Origin of the sequence: Curtobacterium sp. NPDC088465 (genome assembly GCF_044753165.1) — a bacterium.
Taxonomy (GTDB): Bacteria; Actinomycetota; Actinomycetes; order Actinomycetales; family Microbacteriaceae; genus Curtobacterium.
The window spans coordinates 1,482,750-1,501,789 of sequence record NZ_JBIVMR010000001.1 but is presented as its reverse complement, the minus strand read 5'-3'; the positions used below and the strand labels follow the sequence as shown (position 1 = coordinate 1,501,789).

15 protein-coding genes are annotated in these 19,040 nt (G+C 73.0%); 11 read left to right on the top strand and 4 right to left on the bottom strand.

What is annotated here, in order from left to right; genetic code table 11:
* Positions 1–197: 197 nt before the first annotated feature.
* From sucC to ACIP6W_RS07115, 3 genes are all read left to right on the top strand, one after another.
* On the top strand, positions 198–1,367 hold the full coding sequence (gene sucC / locus ACIP6W_RS07125; protein ID WP_066656857.1) for an ADP-forming succinate--CoA ligase subunit beta: 1,170 nt from the start codon (positions 198–200) through the stop codon (positions 1,365–1,367).
* 14 nt (positions 1,368–1,381) lie between these two features.
* Entirely contained in the window at positions 1,382–2,275 is an 894-nt protein-coding gene (sucD, locus tag ACIP6W_RS07120) for a succinate--CoA ligase subunit alpha (RefSeq protein ID WP_271826383.1), read from the top strand.
* Positions 2,276–2,415: 140 nt separating this feature from the next.
* Positions 2,416–4,470: a DUF6350 family protein gene (locus ACIP6W_RS07115; RefSeq protein WP_400428834.1), complete on the top strand. Its 2,055-nt coding sequence runs from the start codon at positions 2,416–2,418 to the stop codon at positions 4,468–4,470.
* Positions 4,471–4,499: 29 nt separating this feature from the next.
* Here ACIP6W_RS07115 and ACIP6W_RS07110 read toward each other — a convergent pair whose 3' ends face one another.
* A complete protein-coding gene (locus ACIP6W_RS07110; protein ID WP_400428832.1) occupies positions 4,500–5,468 on the bottom strand; it encodes an SDR family NAD(P)-dependent oxidoreductase in 969 nt (322 codons plus the stop codon).
* 100 nt (positions 5,469–5,568) lie between these two features.
* Between ACIP6W_RS07110 and ACIP6W_RS07105 the strand changes: the two genes are divergently transcribed.
* The 6 genes from ACIP6W_RS07105 to ACIP6W_RS07080 all read left to right on the top strand — a co-directional run bounded on the left by ACIP6W_RS07105 (position 5,569) and on the right by ACIP6W_RS07080 (position 13,460).
* Positions 5,569–6,405 (top strand): helix-turn-helix transcriptional regulator, encoded by an 837-nt coding sequence (locus ACIP6W_RS07105; RefSeq protein WP_400428830.1) that lies wholly within the window; start codon positions 5,569–5,571, stop codon positions 6,403–6,405.
* Between the two features lie 10 nt (positions 6,406–6,415).
* Complete coding sequence (gene purN, locus ACIP6W_RS07100; protein ID WP_209685336.1) at positions 6,416–7,009, top strand: phosphoribosylglycinamide formyltransferase; 594 nt, start codon at positions 6,416–6,418, stop codon at positions 7,007–7,009.
* The gene (gene purH / locus ACIP6W_RS07095; protein ID WP_400428828.1) at positions 7,006–8,664 is read left to right on the top strand and encodes a bifunctional phosphoribosylaminoimidazolecarboxamide formyltransferase/IMP cyclohydrolase; all 1,659 of its coding nucleotides are present in this window, start codon (positions 7,006–7,008) and stop codon (positions 8,662–8,664) included. Before purN ends, purH begins: the two co-directional genes overlap by 4 nt.
* 599 nt (positions 8,665–9,263) lie before the next feature.
* Positions 9,264–11,087: an ABC transporter ATP-binding protein gene (locus tag ACIP6W_RS07090; RefSeq protein WP_066656843.1), complete on the top strand. Its 1,824-nt coding sequence runs from the start codon at positions 9,264–9,266 to the stop codon at positions 11,085–11,087.
* On the top strand, positions 11,084–13,006 hold the full coding sequence (locus tag ACIP6W_RS07085; protein WP_400428826.1) for an ABC transporter ATP-binding protein: 1,923 nt from the start codon (positions 11,084–11,086) through the stop codon (positions 13,004–13,006). The genes ACIP6W_RS07090 and ACIP6W_RS07085 overlap by 4 nt, the downstream gene beginning before the upstream one ends.
* A gap of 31 nt (positions 13,007–13,037) precedes the next feature.
* A complete protein-coding gene (locus ACIP6W_RS07080; protein WP_066656841.1) occupies positions 13,038–13,460 on the top strand; it encodes a DUF805 domain-containing protein in 423 nt (140 codons plus the stop codon).
* A gap of 4 nt (positions 13,461–13,464) precedes the next feature.
* Here ACIP6W_RS07080 and ACIP6W_RS07075 read toward each other — a convergent pair whose 3' ends face one another.
* Both ACIP6W_RS07075 and ACIP6W_RS07070 read right to left on the bottom strand, forming a co-directional pair.
* Complete coding sequence (locus tag ACIP6W_RS07075; RefSeq protein ID WP_400428824.1) at positions 13,465–13,845, bottom strand: MGMT family protein; 381 nt, start codon at positions 13,843–13,845, stop codon at positions 13,465–13,467.
* Between the two features lie 6 nt (positions 13,846–13,851).
* Positions 13,852–14,307, bottom strand: a complete 456-nt coding sequence (locus tag ACIP6W_RS07070) for a GNAT family N-acetyltransferase (protein ID WP_066656837.1) — start codon at positions 14,305–14,307, stop codon at positions 13,852–13,854.
* Positions 14,308–14,405: 98 nt separating this feature from the next.
* On the opposite strand from ACIP6W_RS07070, the gene ACIP6W_RS07065 reads away from it, so the two are divergent.
* Positions 14,406–15,656, top strand: a complete 1,251-nt coding sequence (locus ACIP6W_RS07065) for an ROK family protein (protein ID WP_311206393.1) — start codon at positions 14,406–14,408, stop codon at positions 15,654–15,656.
* 165 nt (positions 15,657–15,821) lie between these two features.
* On the opposite strand, the gene ACIP6W_RS07060 is transcribed toward ACIP6W_RS07065, so the two are convergent.
* The gene (locus ACIP6W_RS07060) at positions 15,822–16,250 is read right to left on the bottom strand and encodes a hypothetical protein (RefSeq protein ID WP_209685343.1); all 429 of its coding nucleotides are present in this window, start codon (positions 16,248–16,250) and stop codon (positions 15,822–15,824) included.
* A gap of 160 nt (positions 16,251–16,410) precedes the next feature.
* On the opposite strand from ACIP6W_RS07060, the gene ACIP6W_RS07055 reads away from it, so the two are divergent.
* Positions 16,411–18,993 (top strand): lamin tail domain-containing protein, encoded by a 2,583-nt coding sequence (locus tag ACIP6W_RS07055; RefSeq protein ID WP_400428821.1) that lies wholly within the window; start codon positions 16,411–16,413, stop codon positions 18,991–18,993.
* Positions 18,994–19,040: the final 47 nt, after the last annotated feature.

Below are 19,040 nucleotides of genomic sequence, written 5' to 3'. Positions count from 1 at the left end.
CCGGCCGGCGTTCCGCGGTGCCGACGCATCCCGCGGCCGAGCGGGCGCGACCGGTGTCCGGACGGACGTGTTCTCCGTCCATGTGGCGGCGCTAGGGTGGTCGCGGCCGTTGTCTCGACATCGAGCGACCCTCGACGTTGAGTGCGCGACCCGATGACCGATGCCGATCGCACGAACCGTGCGGGAAGAAGAACAGCGTGGATCTTTTCGAGTACCAGGCCAGGGACCTCTTCGAGTCCTACGGCGTCCCTGTGCTGCAGGGCATCACCGCCGACACCCCGGAAGAGGCGAGGGCGGCCGCCGAGCGGATCGGCGGCGTGGTCGTCGTCAAGGCGCAGGTGAAGGTCGGCGGTCGCGGCAAGGCCGGCGGCGTCAAGGTCGCGAAGACCCCGGACGAGGCGTACGAGCACGCCGAGGCGATCCTCGGCCTCGACATCAAGGGCCACACCGTGCAGCGCGTGATGGTCGCCCAGGGTGCGGACATCGCCGAGGAGTTCTACTTCTCGGTGCTGCTCGACCGGGCGAACCGCTCGTACCTGTCGCTCGTCAGCGTCGAGGGCGGCATGGAGATCGAGCAGCTCGCGGTCGAGAAGCCCGAGGCGCTCGCGCGCGTCGAGGTGAACCCGCTCACGGGCATCAACAAGGAAGCCGCGCTCGACATCGCGCGCCAGGCGAACTTCCCGTCCGAGCTCCAGGACCAGGTCGCGGACGTCTTCGTGAAGCTCTACGACGTGTTCGCCGGCGAGGACGCCACCCTCGTCGAGGTGAACCCGCTGGTCCGCACCGGCGACGGGCAGATCCTCGCCCTCGACGGCAAGGTGTCGCTCGACGACAACGCCGACTTCCGCCACGAGGGCCACGCGCAGCTCGAGGACACCGCGAGCGAGGACCCGCTCGAGGCCAAGGCGAAGCAGCACGGCCTGAACTACGTGAAGCTCGACGGCGAGGTCGGCGTCATCGGCAACGGCGCAGGGCTCGTCATGTCGACGCTCGACGTCGTCGCGTACGCCGGTGAGCGCCACGGCGGCGTGAAGCCCGCGAACTTCCTCGACATCGGCGGTGGCGCCTCGGCCGAGGTCATGGCGAACGGCCTCGACGTCATCCTCGGCGACCCGCAGGTGAAGAGCGTGTTCGTGAACGTCTTCGGTGGCATCACCGCCTGCGACGCCGTGGCGAACGGCATCGTCGCCGCACTCGGCATCCTCGGCGACTCGGCGACCAAGCCGCTCGTCGTGCGCCTGGACGGCAACAACGTGGACGAGGGTCGCCGGATCCTGGCGGAGGCGGCGCACCCGCTCGTCACCGTCGCCGAGACCATGGACGATGCGGCCGAGCAGGCCGCCGAGCTCGCCGCGGCCGCGGCGTAAGGAGCACCAGAGCAATGTCGATCTTCCTCAACAAGGACTCGAAGGTCATCGTCCAGGGCATCACCGGCGGCGAGGGCACGAAGCACACCGCGCTCATGCTCAAGGCCGGCACGCAGGTCGTCGGCGGCGTGAACGCCCGCAAGGCCGGCACCACCGTCTCGCACGGCGACGTCGAGCTCCCCGTGTTCGGCTCGGTGCGTGAAGCCGTCGACACCACCGGTGCCGACGTCTCGATCGTCTTCGTCCCGCCGGCGTTCGCGAAGGACGCGGTCATGGAGGCCATCGACGCCGAGGTCCCGCTCGTCGTCGTCATCACCGAGGGCATCCCCGTGCAGGACTCCGCGGAGTTCTGGGCGCACGCGAAGGCGCTGGGCGGGAAGACCCGGATCATCGGCCCGAACTGCCCCGGCATCATCACCCCGGGGGAGTCGCTCGTCGGCATCACCCCGGCGACGATCACCGGCAAGGGCCCGATCGGTCTCGTGTCGAAGTCCGGCACCCTGACCTACCAGATGATGTACGAGCTGCGTGACCTGGGCTTCTCGACCGCCATCGGCATCGGCGGCGACCCGGTCATCGGCACGACGCACATCGACGCGCTCGCCGCGTTCGAGGCCGACCCGGAGACGACGGCGATCGTCATGATCGGCGAGATCGGCGGCGACGCCGAGGAGCGCGCGGCCGACTACATCAAGGCGCACGTCACGAAGCCGGTCGTCGGCTACGTCGCGGGCTTCACCGCGCCCGAGGGCAAGACCATGGGCCACGCCGGCGCGATCGTCTCCGGTTCCGCCGGGACCGCCGAGGCGAAGAAGCAGGCGCTCGAGGCCGCCGGCGTCAAGGTCGGCAAGACGCCGTCCGAGACGGCCGCGCTGCTGCGCGAGGTGGTCGCCGCCGCGACGGCGTAGCGGTCCGAACTACCCGACGGACGGGAGGCACGGTGCCGGTGGGCACCGTGCCTCCCGTCATGCTGTGGACGGTCGGCCAGTCTCCACAGGTGCCGCGCGGCTCGCTCGGTGACCGCGGGACGGCACGTACCCTGACCACGATGAACCGCCTGGGAACCGCACTGCTGGCCGCCGTCGAGGCGATCGTGACGGTCGGCGTCGGCGTCGGGATCGCCCTCGTGCCGCTGACGCTGCTCTGGGGCTTCGAGTACGGGCTGCAGGTCGACTGGGACGTCTTCTGGAAGGCCGCGGGCAGCGTCTGGCTCGTCGGTCACGGCGTGGACGTCACGTTCCACCTCGGGACGGCCACGGCCGGCGCGTCCGGCATCGAGGGTGCGGGCGACCCCATCCACGTGACGCTCGCGGCCCTCGGCTTCGCGGTCGTCACGGCCTGGCTCGGGGGGCGGGCCGGTCGACGGTTCGCCGAGACGGAGCACCGCACGACGGGCCTGCTCGTCGGGACCGCGGGCGTGGCCCTGCTCGGACTGGCCATCGCGTTCTCGTCCACCTCCGCCGCGACCGACCCGGTCGTCTGGCAGGCGATCGTGTTCCCGGCGCTCTGGTTCGCCGTCCCCGCACTCGTGACCGCCGAGGTGTGCCGCATCCGCCGCGGGCTGCCGGCGGACCCGCTGACCGCCCGGTTGCTCGACCAGGTCGGCCGGGTGCCCGTGCTGTGGCGCACCACCGCCGGCTTCGCCCTCCGAGCTGGCACCGCGGTGACCGCCGTCGTGGTCGCGGCCGCCGGGGTGGTCGTCGCCCTCCTGCTCGTCACCTCGTTCGCCGAGGTCATCGCCCTGTACGAGCGTTCGCATGCCGGGGTCATCGGCGGCATCGCGCTCACCGTCGGCCAGCTCGCGTTCCTGCCCGACCTGGTCGGGTGGGCCGTCGCGTGGCTCGTCGGTCCCGGGTTCGCCATCGGCACCGGGTCGAACGTCTCGCCGATCGGCACGGTCCTCGGCCCCATCCCCGGGATCCCGGTCTTCGGCGCCCTGCCCGCCTCCGGCCACACCTTCGGCCTGCTCGGGGTGCTCGTGCCCGTCGTCGCCGGGTTCGTCGTGGCCGGACTGATGCGCCCCGGGCTCGTGCGCGCGCTCGGCTCGTCGGACAGCCCGCTCCGCCGAGCGCTCGCCGGAGCGGCCACCGGTGTCGTGGCGGGCGTGCTGACCGGGGTGGCCACGGCGCTCACGTCGGGGTCCCTCGGCCCGGGCCGACTCACCCAGGCCGGGCCGGACGGCCTGCTCGTCGGCGTGTTCGCGGCCCTCGAGGTCGGCGTGCCGGCCGCGGTGGCGCTCGCCGTGGGGAGCGACCTCGGGCGGCTGCCCGAGCGCTCCCGAGGCCGCGAGCGCTGGATCGAGGCCGACGAGGACGCTGCCGACGACGCCCGCGCCGGCTCGCTCGTCGCCGCACTCGACGAGGCCGGTGCCGGGCGCGCCTCCGCGTCCCACCGGTTCACCGTCGAGGAGGCCCACGACTCGTCGACCCGTGCTGCCGTGCCGTCGTCGGGTGCTGCCGCGGCCGCATCGGACGACCACCCGACGGAGCCGATCGCCGACACCGACACCGACACCGACGCAGCGCACGACGGCGGGCGCGAGCCCGTCGCGTCGCAGAAGCCCGAGCCCGAGCCCGAGCCCGAGCCCGAGCCCGAGCACGAGCACGAGCACGAGCCCGTCGTCGCCCGTCGCACACCCGTCGCGGAACCGGACGACGTGCCGCTGCCGGACTGGGCGCGGACCGACGCGGTCGCCGCCGAGCGGGTCGCTCCCGCACCGGCCGCCCCCGCCCGCAGCGGCATCAGCGGACTGCGGGACCGGCTCCGTGGCGCCGCCGACGACGTCCGCGCGCGTGCCGGCGACGTCCGCGCGCGTGCCGGCGACCTGCGCGACCGCGTCGGCGGGACCGGCGCGGGCGGCACGAGGGACGACGGACCGCGACCGGCTGACGAGACGCTCCCGCACGCGCCCGGCACCGAGCAGCAGCCCGCCTTCCCGTGGAGCACCGAGGAGTTCGTCGCCGGCCGTGACGACGCCGACGAGCCCACCCCGGCGACGAGCGCACCGGCAGCGCCCGCGTCCGGTGGCACCCGCTGGGACCAGACCGACCAGATCGCCGAGGACGAGCTGCCCTGGTGGCGCCGTCCGAAGCACGACGCCTAGGGCTCCTCGGCCGCGCGCCGTCGGACCGGTCAGCGCTGCGCCGCGGGCCGCACGACGATCTCGTTGACGTCCACGTCGGGGCGCTCGGCCACGGCGTACTCCACGGCGCGGGCGATGGCGTCGGCGGAGACGGAGTCGGCGCGGTAGGCCTCCATCGCGGCGGCGGCCGTCGCGTCGGTGATCGTAGAGGCCAGCTCCGACTCGGTCACGCCCGGTGAGATCGTCGTCACCCGGATTCCTCGGGGCGACTCCAGGCGGAGGCCCTCGGTGATCGCCCGTGCCGCGTACTTCGTGCCGCAGTAGACGGCCGCCGTCGGCGTGACGCTGTGGGCACCGATCGACGCCATCGTCACGAAGTGGCCGGCGCCCTGCGCGAGCATCGTCGGGAGGGTCGCCGCGATGCTGTGCAGGAGCCCGCGCAGGTTGACGTCGATCATCTGGTCCCACTGCTCGACGAGCCCGGAGGACGGGGGCGAGAGCGGCATCACGCCGGCGTTCGCGACCACCACGTCGATGCGCCCGAACCGTGCGGTGGCCGCGTCGGCGAACGCTTGTGTGGAGGCGAGGTCGGTGACGTCCGTCGGTACCGCCAGGGCCTGGCCGCCCGCGCCCTCGATCTCCGTCACGAGGGATTCGAGACGGTCGACCCGGCGAGCCCCCAGGACGACGGGGTGACCGGCCGAGGCGAGCCGGAGCGCGGTCGCCCTGCCGATACCGCTGGAGGCACCTGTGACGAGCACGATCTTCCGGCGTCGCAGCACCATGCCGCCGTGGTGCAGGACGTCGTCGCGGAAGTCGCCGTCCGCGGTGAAGCCGGTGTCGTCCCGGTACTCGACGTGGGCTCCGGCGACCTCGTAGCCGCCGGTGTACGCGGCCTCGCGGTCACCGCGGGCCTCGACGTACCGGCCTCCGGTGCGGAGCTCGTGACGGACGCGGCCGTCTTCCGTGACCCAGAGGCCGAGGTAGGGGTGGGGGGTGGTGGGAGTGTCGTCGTTCACGGAGCCAGCGTCCGTCTCGTGTGCAGGGCTTCCCGTGCCGGGTCGTTCCGGGGTGTGCCACGACCAGGGAGGCGGTCGCCGTCGGAACTACCCTGTCAGCGTGCCGTCGTCCTCTGCCGACCTTGCCCTGGGAGCGTACCTGCGGGCGATCCGCGGTCGTCTCTCCCCGGAGGCGCTCGGCCTGCCCTCCGGCGGGCTCCGCCGCGTGGCCGGCCTCCGGCGAGAGGAGGTGGCGGTGCTGGGTGGCCTCAGCGTCGACTACTACACGCGCCTCGAACAGGGACGCGAGATCAGCCCCGGGTCGGCGGTGCTCGACGGCATCGCCGACGGGCTCGAGCTGGAGGGCGACGAGCGCGACCACCTCTTCACCCTCGCCGGGCTCGTCCCGCCGCCGCGGCGGTCCCGCGCACCCGGCTCGGTCTCACCGGCTCTCGGTCAGCTCCTCGACTCGTGGTCCGCGCACCCGGCGTTCGTGATCGACCCGGCCCACGACGTCCTCGCAGCGAATGCCCTCGCCCGCGGCGTCCACGCACCGTTCGCCCGGTTCGACAACCTCGTCCGGATGGCCTTCACCGATCCGGTTGCTCGCGACTTCCACGTGGACTGGTCGAGGACCGCGGACTCGACCGTCGCCAGTCTGCGCGCCGCGACCGCCGAGCACGGAGCCGACCCCGGCCTCCTGGCGGTCGTGGCGGAGGTGCGCGGACGCAGCGACGAGTTCGAGGAACGCTGGAGTGCGCAGCGGGTGCAGCGGAAGGCCGTGACGACCAAGCGGTTCGTGCACGGGGAGGTCGGTGGGCTGGAGTTCGACGCGCACACCTTCGCCGTGCAGGGGTCGCCGGGGCTGCAGCTGGTCGTCTACGGCTGCGCCCCGGGGTCCGCGACAGCGCAGGCGCTCCCGCTGCTGGCGATCGGCGGGGCGGTCGTCCGCCGCTAGGCTGGTCACCGTGCTCGAACTGGTCGTCCTGATCTCCGGTACCGGCTCGAACCTCCGAGCCCTGCTCGAGGCGACGACCGACGCCGAGTACCCCGCCCGCGTGGTCGCGATCGGGGCGGACCGCGATGCCGAGGGCCTGGCGCTGGGCGAGGAGTTCGGGGTCCCGACCTTCTCGGTGCCGTTCTCCCGCTTCGCCTCGCGCGACGAGTGGGGCGCCGAGCTCGCCGCCCAGATCCGGCCGTGGTCGCCGGACCTCCTCGTGCTCTCCGGCCTGATGCGCCTGCTCCCGCACGCCGTCGTGTCCGAGTTCGCCCCCGCGATCATCAACACCCACCCCGCGTACCTGCCCGAGTTCCCCGGCGCACACGGGGTCCGTGACGCCCTGGCCGCCGGCGTCGAGCAGACCGGCGCCAGCGTGATCCAGGTCGACGACGGCGTGGACACCGGCCCGATCCTGGCGCAGGAGCGGATCCCGGTGCTGCCGGACGACTCCGAGTCGACGCTGCACGACCGCATCAAGCCGGTCGAGCGCCGCCTGCTCATCCAGACCATCCTCGACATCGCCAACGGCACCACCGACCTGAAGGGCCCCCCGAGCGCATGAGCGTGCACGCCGCCGACCCCAGCCTCTACCGCCACCGCGACGTCGTCCCCGTGCGGCGCGCGCTCATCTCGGTGAGCGACAAGTCCGGCCTGCTCGAACTCGCCGGCGCCCTGGCCGACGCGGGTGTGGAGCTCGTCTCGACGGGCAGCACGGCGCAGACGATCCGCGACGCCGGGTACGCCGTCACCGACGTGTCGAGCGTGACCGGGTTCCCGGAGTCGCTCGACGGCCGCGTCAAGACCCTGCACCCTGCCGTGCACGCGGGGCTCCTCGCCGACCTGCGCCTCGAGTCGCACGAGCAGCAGCTCGCCGAGCTCGGCATCGCGCCGTTCGAGCTCGTCGTGGTGAACCTGTACCCGTTCGTCGAGACCGTCGCCTCGGGTGCCGAGGCCGCGACCGTGGTGGAGAACGTCGACATCGGCGGACCGGCGATGGTCCGCGCCTCGGCGAAGAACCACCCGAACGTCGCGATCGTCGTGTCGCCGTCGTCCTACGCCGAGGTCGTCGAGGCTGTCCGGGCCGGCGGCACCACGCTCGAACTCCGGAAGCGCCTCGCCGCCCAGGCCTTCGCCCACACGGCGTCCTACGACGCCGCCGTCGCCTCGTACTTCGCGACCGACGTCGTCGGGCAGGACGCGGCACACGTCGCCGCCCAGGCCGCCGCGCCCACGGTGACGGGCGACCTCGAGACGCCGGGCTCGTTCGACGAGACGCTCCGGCTCGAGGCCGGACTGACCGCGACGCTCCGCTACGGCGAGAACGCGCACCAGGCCGCCGCGCTCTACACGACCTCCGGCGGAGCGGGCATCGCCCAGGCGACGCAGCTGCACGGCAAGGAGATGTCGTACAACAACTACGTCGACGCCGACGCCGCCGTCCGGGCCGCGTACGACTTCGACACCCCCGCCGTCGCGATCATCAAGCACGCCAACCCGTGCGGCATCGCCACCGCCCCGGCCGACGCGGTCGACCCGATCGCCTCGGCGCACGCCGCCGCGCACGCCTGCGACCCGCTGTCGGCCTTCGGCGGGGTCATCGCCGCGAACCGCCCGGTCACGAAGCAGATGGCCGAGACCGTGCGCGACATCTTCACCGAGGTCGTCGTGGCCCCGGCCTTCGACCCCGAGGCGCTCGAGATCCTCTCGCAGAAGAAGAACATCCGGCTCCTCACGCTGCCGGCGGACTTCGCGCTCGCGACCCGTGAGGTCAAGCAGGTCTCCGGCGGCTTCCTCGTGCAGGACGCCGACCGCTTCACCGCGTTCGACCAGTCCTCCTGGACGCTGGTGTCCGGCGAGCCCGCCGACGCCGCGACCCTCGCCGACCTGGCGTTCGCGTGGAAGGCCAGCCGCGCCGTGAAGTCGAACGCCATCCTGCTCGCCGACCAGGGCGCGAGCGTCGGCGTCGGTATGGGTCAGGTCAACCGGGTGGACTCCTGCCACCTCGCGGTGGACCGCGCCGGGGAGCGTGCCCGTGGCAGCGTCGCGGCGTCGGACGCGTTCTTCCCGTTCGCCGACGGCCTGCAGGTCCTGCTCGACGCCGGTGTCCGTGCCGTCGCGCAGCCGGGCGGCAGCGTCCGTGACGACGAGGTCATCGCGGCGGCGCAGGCGGCCGGCGTGACCATGTACTTCACCGGCGAGCGTCACTTCTTCCACTGAGTCACCGAACACCGAACACCGGTCGCCGGACACCGTCACGCGCTCGGATCGACGGCGTCCAACAACGCCGAGACCATTGCGCAACACCTGCGACTGTGAATAGTCTGTAAGGCTCCGCACCGCACCGGACGATCGCAACCGGATCGGCCGTGCCCGCGGACACAACGGTGACGAAGACGACGACTGGAGTGACGATGGACGCGACGACCGGAACAGTGGCGACGGCTGCCCGGACGGGTCTCGTGTCCCTCGTGGGGACCACTCCCGCCCCGCGACCCCGGACCCGGACGGCACCGCCGCTCCGGTACCCGGGCGCGGCCGCCGTCTAGCCAGGCCCCTCCCACGGCCTCGCGCCCGACGACACCGTCGGCGAGCGCGGACCACCTGCTGAGAACCCGGGGACCCGTGTCCCCGGTGCCCTCCGGCCCGGTCGACGTCACGCGAGTGGCGGCGACGGCGCGCGACCACGCGCCCGGCCGACGACCACCGCACTGCCACGCCGCGCCTCCCGGCCGGACCGCCACCCACCGACGCGACCCGTCGGCGGGCCGGACGACCCGACCGGGCGGACGCCGCACGACGCACGAGGACGCAACCGCATGTCCACAACGCCCGACCAGGCGACCCCCTCCACCGACCGCCCCTCGACCCTGCGCGCCATCGGGCGCATCTGGCCCTACGTCAGGCCGTACCGCTGGCGACTGTTCGGCGGCATGGCCGCGGCGATGGGCGCCTCGCTCGTCGCCCTGGTGATCCCGTACGTGCTCCAGTGGCTCGTCGACGGGCCGCTGTCCTCGCGCGACGCCGCGCTCATCTGGCCCGCCGGACTCGGCGTGCTCGCACTCGGCGCCCTCGAGGCCTTCTTCATCGCATCCCGCCGACGGCTCGTGATGCGCCCGTCGACGCGCATCGAGACGAGCATGCGCAACGCGCTCTACGCCAAGCTCCAGGACCTGCCGGTGGCCTTCCACGACCGCTGGGAGTCCGGGCAGCTGCTGTCCCGTTCGGTGTCCGACCTGTCGCTCATCCGCCGATGGCTGGCGTTCGGCGTCGTGCTGCTCGTGGTGAACATCGTCACGATCGCCGTAGGCTTCGTCGTGCTGTTCACCTTCGGGTGGCTGCTCGGACTGATCTTCCTCGTGGCGTCGATCCCGCTGTGGATCAACGGCCTGCTGTTCGAGCGGAAGTACTCCGTCGTCGCGCGGCGCAGCCAGGACCAGGTCGGCGACCTCGCCACGAGCGTCGAGCAGTCGGTGCACGGCATCCGCGTGCTCAAGGCGTTCGGCCGCGGTCGCTTCAAGCTCGACGAGTTCAGTGAGCAGGCCGAGGCGCTCCGCGGCACCGAGATCGAGAAGGCGAAGGCCATCGCGAGCATCTGGCTGTGGCTGCTGCTCGTGCCGGACGTCGCGTTCGCGCTGTGCCTGCTCGCCGGCATCTGGCTGGCGTCGCAGGGCGAGCTGACGGTCGGACAGCTGTTCGCGTTCTTCGCGACGGCGACCGTGCTGCGGTTCCCGATCGAGTCGATCGGGTTCTTCCTGTCGATGACGTTCGACACCCGGACCGCGGTCGACCGGTTCTTCGAGGTCATGGACTCCGAGAACACGATCCAGGACCCGGCGTCACCGAGGACCATCGACGAGCCGCACGGTGCGCTGTCGTTCAACGCCGTGCACTTCCGGTACCAGGACGCGACGGACGAGTACCCGGACCTGGTGGACGGCGTCGAGCTGCAGCTGCACCCGGGCGAGACCATGGCGCTCGTCGGCCTGACCGGCAGCGGCAAGACGACGCTGCTGTCCCTGGTGCCGCGGCTGTACGACGTGACCGGCGGCTCGATCACGATCGACGGCGTCGACGTCCGCGACCTCACCCGCGCGGACCTCCGTCGGCACGTCGGTGTCGCCTTCGAGGACGCCACGCTGTTCTCGACGAGCGTCCGCGACAACGTGCTGCTCGGCCGGCCCGACCTCGAGGGCGCCGAGGCCGAGCGCATCATGCGCGAGGCGCTCGACATCGCGCAGGCGTCCTTCGTCGACGACCTGCCCGAGGGTGTCGACACCCGCGTCGGCGAGGAGGGGCTGTCGCTCTCCGGCGGCCAGCGGCAGCGTCTGGCGCTCGCCCGCGCGATCGCCGCGCGGCCGTCGGTCCTGGTGCTCGACGACCCGCTGTCGGCGCTCGACGTCGACACCGAGGCGCGGGTCGAGGCCGGGCTCCGCCGCGTGCTGGCCGACACCACGTCGCTCATCGTCGCCCACCGCCCCTCGACCGTGACGCTCGCCGACCGGGTGGCGCTCATGGAGGGCGGACGCATCACCGCCGTCGGCACCCACTCGGAGCTGATGGCCACCAACGAGCACTACCGCTACGTCATCTCCTCGCTCGACGAGGACGACGCACCCGCCCGAGAGGAGGCGATGGCATGAGCCAGCAGGACCAGGTACCGCCCGTGGACACGGCAGCCGGGCCGGGAGGCCCCGATCCCGTCCTCGACGACGTCGCGGACACGAAGGCGGCCGGCCCCGTCACCGCCGCGGTCACCACGCTCGGCGTGCGCGGCGAGGAGCGCGAGGACTTCAGCAAGGCGGAGAGCAAGCGCCTGCGGCGTCGCTCCCTCGCCCTGCTCGGGTCGCTCGCGGCTCCGCTGAAGGCACGCCTCGTGCTGCTCGGCGTCGTCGTGGTGGTCTCCACCGCGGGGACCGTCGCGGGTCCCGCGCTCATCGCGTGGGGCATCGACAACGCCCTGCCCCGGGTGATGGACCAGAACGACTGGGTGCCGGCGTTCGGCGTCGTGGCGACGTACATCGTCGTCGCGGTGCTCGGCGCGGTCCTCACCGCCTGGTACACCGTGCTCGCGGCGCGGATCAGCCAGGCGATCCTGTTCGACCTGCGGAAGCGCGTGTTCCTGCACACCCAGCGGCTGTCGCTCGAGTTCCACGAGACGTACACGTCCGGGCGGATCATCTCCCGCCAGACGAGCGACCTGGACTCGATCCGCGAGCTGCTCGACTCCGGCCTGAACCAGCTCATCCAGGGCGTGCTCTACATGGTGTTCACGGGCATCGCGCTCGTGCTGCTCGACCCGACCTCCGGGCTCGTGCTCGCGGTGTCGCTCGTGCCGCTGTGGGTCCTGATCCGCTGGTTCCAGACGAACTCGCAGACCCTGTTCCGGGCCACCCGTGTGACCTCGGCGCGCGTCATCGTGCACTTCGTCGAGACCATGACCGGCATCCGGGCGGTGCAGGCGTTCCGGAAGGAGTCCCGCAACCGCGACGAGTACGGCGGCTACGTCGAGGACTACCGGGTGGCGAACACGAAGGTCTTCAACCTGTTCGGCACGTTCGACCCCGTGCTCGTCCTCATCGGCAACGCCACGCTCGCGGCCGTCGTCATCGTCGGCGGCTTCCGGATCGTGGGGGGCTCGCTCGAGGTCGGCGCGCTGCTCGCGGTCGCGCTGTACGCCAAGCGGTTCTTCGACCCGGCCCAGGAACTCGCGATGTTCTACAACGGGTACCAGTCGGCCTCGGCGGCGATGGAGAAGATCTCCGGCGTCCTCGAGGAACGCCCGTCGGTGCCCGACCCCGCGAAGCCCGTGCGGCTGCCGGACGCCACCGGTGCGATGGACTTCGACGACGTCGAGTTCGCGTACAACGCCGAGAAGGTCGTGCTCCCCGAGTTCGACCTGCACATCCCGGCGGGGCAGACCATCGCGCTCGTCGGGTCGACCGGTGCCGGGAAGTCGACGCTCGCGAAGCTCATGGCGCGGTTCTACGACCCGTCGAAGGGTTCCGTGCGGCTCGACGGCGTGGACCTGCGGGACATCGACCCGAAGGACATGCGCCGCGCGATCGTCATGGTCACGCAGGAGGCGTACCTGTTCTCCGGCTCCGTCGCGGACAACATCGCGCTCGGCAAGCCCGGGGCGACGCGGGACGAGATCGTGCGCGCGGCGAAGGCGGTCGGGGCGGACGCGTTCATCGAGGCCCTGCCCGACGGGTACGACACCGACGTGAACAAGCGCGGTGGCCGGGTGTCGGCCGGGCAGCGGCAGCTCCTGTCGTTCGCCCGGGCGTTCATCGCCGACCCGAAGGTGCTCATCCTCGACGAGGCCACGGCGTCGCTGGACATCCCGTCCGAGCGGCTCGTGCAGGAGGGCCTCGAGACCCTGCTCGCGGACCGCACCGCCGTGATCATCGCGCACCGCCTGTCGACCGTCGCGATCGCCCACCGGGTGCTCGTGATGGAGTACGGGCGGATCGTCGAGGACGGCACGCCGGACGACCTGATCGCGGGGACCGGGCGGTTCGCCCAGCTGCACGCCGCCTGGCGGGACTCGCTCGTCTGACGGACCGGGCTGCACGTGGTTTGCTGACTCCATGAGCAACGACAGCGTGCAGCCCGGCGGCGTCGCCCTGCGCGACCCCTTCTACGGGGCACCCTTCGCCGAGGCGGTCCGACGGTTCTGGCGGAAGTACACCGTGTTCACCGGACGGGCCTCCCGCTCCGAGGCCTGGTGGTGGTGGCTGACGTCGTTCGTGATCGGGCTCGTGCTCCAGCTCGTCCCGCAGGTGTTCACGCCCGGGACCCCGGTGCTCGAGAACCCGGTCGGCTCGTACCTGTTCGTGCTCTGGGGCCTGGCCACACTGATCGGGTCGCTCGCCCTCGGTGCCCGTCGGCTGCACGACGCGAACCTGTCCGGCTTCTGGCAGTTCCTGCACGTGGTCGTCGGCATCGGCTCGCTCGTGCTGCTGGTGATGTTCCTGCTGCCGCCGAACCCGAAGGGCTCGCGCTTCGACTGAGCGCTCAGAACGGGTCGTCGGCGTCCGTGGCGGGTGACCAGCGCGCCCGACGCACGTCGATCCTCCAGGCCGACGAGCCCGACGCAGCTGACGACCGCTCCACGAGCGGCGTGCCCTCGGCACGGTAGTGCTCGAGGGCCCGCGCCTCGTGCCAGACGGGCGGCAGTCCGCCGGCGCGCACCACGCGCCACCACGGCAGGTCGGCGCCCTCGCGGGCCATCACCGTGCCGACGGCGCGAGCGGCCCGCGACCCGAGGACGGCGGCGACGTCGCCGTACGTCATGACGTGCCCAGCAGGGATCAGCCGGACCACCTCGGCGACCGCTGCGCCGAAGTCCGGCTCGGCCCCGGAGTCCGGCTCGGGTCCGGACTCGGCTCCGTCCACGCCCGGCTAGAGCGCGAGGACGGCGTAGTGGTCGCCGTACTGCGTCTCACGCACGACCTCGAACCCGAGGGCGCGGAAGAACGCCTCGGGGCCGCCGTGGCCGCCCGGCTCGTACACGACCGTGAGCCGCTCGAACCCGCGGCTCCGGGCCTCGTCCGCGAGACCGTGCACCGCGAAGCGGCCGACACCGCGGCCCTGTGCGTCGGCGGCGACGTTGACGCGCCAGATCGCGCTGCGGAGCTCTTCCTCGTTGTTGTCCTCGTCGAAGGTGCCGATGATCATCCCGACCACGCGGTCACCGTCGAGCACCACGCGGGTCCACGCCGAGCTCGGCTTCACGTCGGACTCGGCGACGCCGTACGTCGTCGGCTGGACGAACTGCTCCTGCCCGGGCTTGAGCGTCAGCGAGTTGGCCGCGGCGGCGGTCGACGCGGAGAGGGCTTCGAGGCGGAGGTCCGTCATGCCGCTCAGGGTAGCGGTGCACCCCGTCCGGGTGCCAGGACGACGTGCGAAGCGTTGCAGCACCGTTGCGTGCGCACGGGCGGCGGTAGGGTCGCGGCATGGCGGAGCATCGGCGCGGGGCGAACCTGCCGTCGATCGGCGGCTTCAACCGCACCGTCGTGCTCGATGCCGTCCGCCGCTCGCCCGACGGGCTGAGCCGTGTGGAGCTCGCCGCGAGCACGGGCCTGAGCGCCCAGACGGTGTCGAACGTCACGCGCTTCCTGATCGAGGCCGGCATGATCGTCGAGTCCGGCACCGTGGTCGCCGGCCGTGGGAAGCCCCGGACGATCCTGCGGCTCGAGGCGACGAGCCGGTACGCGGTCGGTGTGCACGTCGACCCCGCGGTCGTGACGTACGTGCTCCTCGACCTCGCCGGCAGCGTGGTCGCCGAGACCACCACGTCGACGCCCTCCGCGGACGACCCCGCCGAGGTCGTCCGGACCATCGCGACCGCCGTCGACGGTCTCGTCGCGGACGCCGGTGTCGCGGCGGAGAGCGTGCTCGGCGTCGGCATCGCGAGCCCCGGGCCGATCGACGTCGACGCCGGCGTCGTGCTCGATCCGCCGTTCCTGCCCCGCTGGCGGGACGTGCCGCTGCGCGACGCGCTCGCCGAGGCGACCGGCTTCCCGGTGCTGCTCGAGAAGGACGTCACCGCGGCGGTCGTCGGCGAGATGTTCCTGGCGGGGGAGTCCTCGGCGCGGAACTTCGCCTTCGTCTACTTCGGCACGGGCTTCGGCGTCGGGCTCGTCGTCGACCACGAACCCGTCCGCGGTACCGGCTCGAACGCGGGCGACGCCGGGCACATCATGGTCGACCAGGGGGCGCTCGCCGGGACCCCCGACGGCTCCGGTCCGCGGGGTGAGGTCGGGGCCGCGGTCGCCCCGGCACGGCTGGTCGAGGTCGCGCGCGGACGCGGGCTCCGGCTGCCCGGCGCTGCTCGGGCGGACGACGTCACCGCCGTGCAGCGGGCCTGGGACTCCCTCGGCGAGGCGATCGCGTCCGGCGACGAGGTCGCCTCGGGACTCGCGGCGGACGCCGGGACCGTCATGGGCCGGGCCGTCGTGGTCATCGTCAACCTGCTCGACGTCGACCGCGTGGTCTTCGGTGGACCGTTCTGGTCGCGCATCGCCCCGGTCGCCCTGCCGGCGGCGCGGGCCGCGATCACGGGGTCGCCGCTGCTCGTCCCGAAGCACCCGATCGCGGTCGTGGACAGCGGGCGGGGTGCGGACGTGGCGGCCGTCGGCGCCGCGTGCCTCGTGCTCGACGCGGCGCTGTCACCGCGCGCGAGCGCGCTGCTCATCCGCCGCTGACCCGTCGACGCAAGTCGACAGGAGCCGCTGGCCGACGACCCGCCGGTGACCGCGTGCCGGACGGGAGGCCCTGGGCGTGCCCGCCCCGCGCCTCCCGTCCGGTCGTCCGTCGACCGGGAGGCACGGTGACGGTCCGCCCCGCGCCTCCCGTCCGACGATGGGCCGTCAGGCCGCGCCGAGCACCCTCCGCCACGCCGCCGTGAGCGTGTCGTACTCCTCGTCCGTCAGGAGGTCGCGGACGCCGGTGGCGAGGACCGCCGAGCGGACCGCTTCCTCGGCCCCGGCGCGGTCGCGGAGGTGTGCACCGCCGTGCTTGACGGCCTTGCCGGCCTCCTGCGCCGCCTCGATCTCGTCGACGCGACCGGCCTCGCCGGCGGCGTCGAGTGCGTGCTTCCACGCGGCCAGCAGGTCGGCGTTCGTCACCATCCGGCCGTCGGCGCCGCCCTGGATCGCGAGCGAGGCGCTCGCCTCCGGCACCACGATCTGCTCGTCGGCCTTCCAGACGACGTCGAGCGCCTCGGCCTCCTCGGCGGTGATCTGCCCGGCACGCTCGATCATCGACTGCAGTGCGGTGTTGCTGGTGTCGTCCGTCACGGTTCCCTCTCCGACCGAACGCGCTCGCGTGGTCGCTCCCATCCTCCTGACGCCTGCTGGGAGGACGCGGCACCGGTCGTTCACCCGGTAGCCACCGGCCGGACGCCGGGATGCTGAACAGTCGTGCAGGTCCCCCTGACCTCCCCGAGAAGGACCCTGCATGCACACCCCCGCCCTGCGGCTCGGTGCCGGCCTCGCGACGGGCATCGCCCTCGCCGCCGGCGTGCTGACCGCGACTCCCGCCGTCGCCGCGGTCGGTGACGACGACCCGACCGTCGGCGCCCGCGTCACCACCGGTCCCGCCGCCGGGCTCGCGATCAACGAGGTGGAGTCGAACGCCGACGACACCGACTGGGTCGAGCTGGTGAACACCTCGTCCGCCGTGATCGACCTGAGCGGCTGGCGCTTCCTCGACTCCGACTCGTCGCACCCGGCGCACACGCTGCCGCAGGGCTCGACGATCGCCGCCGGCGGGTACCTCGTCGTCGACCAGGAGACCACCACCCGGTCGGGCTTCGACTTCGGGCTCGGCGGTGCCGACTCGGTGCGGCTGTACGACGCCTCCGGCACGCTGACGCTGCGGTACGCGTGGACGACGCACGCCGCCGTGACGTACGGCAGCTGCCCGGACGGCTCCGGCACGCTCGTGGACACGACCGCGTCGACGAAGGGCGGATCGAACGACTGCTCGTCGCCCGTCCGCATCAACGAGGTCGAGTCGCAGGGCGGCATCCCGGGTGACTGGGTGGAGCTGACGAACGTCGGGACGACCACGGTCGACCTCGGCGGGTACGTGCTGCGGGACAGCGAGGACGACCACGCCTGGACGGTCCCCGCCGGCACCACCGTCGCGCCGGGCGGGTTCACCGTGCTCGACGAGGCGCAGGCCGGTGCGGACGCCGATACCGCTCCTGGGGCCGGGACCGGGACCGGGGCCGGGGCCGGGTTCGGCTTCGGGCTCGGGAAGGCAGACGGTGTGCGGCTCTCGGATGCCCGCGGCGTCCTGGTCGACGAGTACTCGTGGACCGCGCACGCCGCGACCACGTACGGCCGGAACCCCGACGGCACCGGCGCGTTCGCCGAGACGGCCGAGCCGACGAAGGGCTCGACGAACCGCTTCGCCGGCGTCGTCACCGCCGAGGCGTGGCCCGGCGGCCCGGACGAGATCGTCCTGGACGCCGAGGACACCTTCACCGGTGACCTGAGCGGCCTCGACTGGACGTCCTCCGCCTCCTCGCAGGACGGGCAGCTCTGGGCCGTGCAGAACGGGGACGGGCTGCTGTACCACCTCGTCCCGGACGGCCGGGGTGGCTGGGCTCCGACGAACACCGCGGGCGTCGACCTGCGGTACGCCGACGGCACCGGGACGCCCGACGCCGAGGGCGTCACCGTCACGGCCGACGACCCCGGCGCGGTGTACGTGTCGACCGAGCGCGACAACGACGTGTCGAAGGTGAGCCGCCCCGCCGTGCTGCGCTTCGCGACCACGGACGGCTCCGAGTCGGTCCTGCGCGCCACGGACGAGTGGGACCTCGCCGCGGACTTCCCGGGCCTGGGCGCGAACGCCGGGCTCGAGGGCGTGACCTGGGTACCCGACGCGTGGCTGACGTCCCGCGGGTTCGTCGACCAGCACACCGGTGCGACCTACGCGCCCGCCGCGTACCCGGGGCACGGCGAGGGGCTCTTCCTCGTCGGCGTCGAGGGCACGGCGAGCGCGTACGCCTACGCGCTGATGGACGACGGCTCGTCCCAGCGCGTGGCCACGATCGCGACGCCGTTCTCACTCGTGGCCGAGGTGCAGTTCGACCCGACGCTCGACGCGCTCTGGGTCGTGTGCGACGAGGCGTGCTCCGGCCGCACCGCGCTGTTCGACGTGCAGGACGGGGCGTTCACGCTCGCGACGCTGTACGAGGCCCCGGCGAACGCCGACCGGACGCTCGCCAACGAGGGCTTCGCGATCTCGGGGCGCTGCGTGGACGGTGCTCGGGCGACCTTCTACGCCGACGACAACGACACGAACGGCGCTTCGCTGCGCACCGGGACGTACCCGTGCGACGCGGTGGAGGAGCCGGGTGACGGCGATGGCGGGATTCCTGCGCCGGGTGACGGGGAGGCGCCTGCGCCGGGTGACGGGGAGGCGCCTGCGCCGGGTGACGGGCAGGCGCCTGCGCCCGGTGGCGGGGAGACGCCCGCGCCGGGTGACGGCGGCGGCAGCACCCCGGCTCCGGGCACGGGTGGCAGCAGCCCGGCCCCGGTCCCGACGACTCCTGGCCCGACGGCTCCTGGCCCGACGGCTCCGGGTCCGGCGGCACCCGCGGCTCCGGTCGCGCCGGACGTCTCGGCGCTCGTCGACGGGAACCGTGGCTCGGTCTCCGCGCCGTCGAACGTCCGTGCGGGCAGCTCGCTGACGATCGACGTCGGGACGCGGTACGCCGGGCAGCGCGTCGCGGTCTGGCTGTTCTCCGAGCCACGACTCCTCGGGACGCCGGTCGTCGCCGCGGACGGCACGGTGACGGTGGCCGTCCCCACCGACGTCCCGGCAGGGCAGCACCGCATCGCGGTGGCCGCGTTCGACGGCACGGTGCTCGGGTGGACCGGGATCACGATCGACCCCGCGACGGGGTCGCTCGCGTTCACCGGTGCCGAGCTGGGCGGTGGGATCGCCGCGGCGCTCCTGCTCCTGGCAGCCGGTGCGGGTGTCCTCGTGGCACGCCGTCGTCGGACGGTCGGCTCGCCCGCCTGACGCTGCACGACCCGACCGACGCCCCCGTCGTCCCACCGGACAGCGGG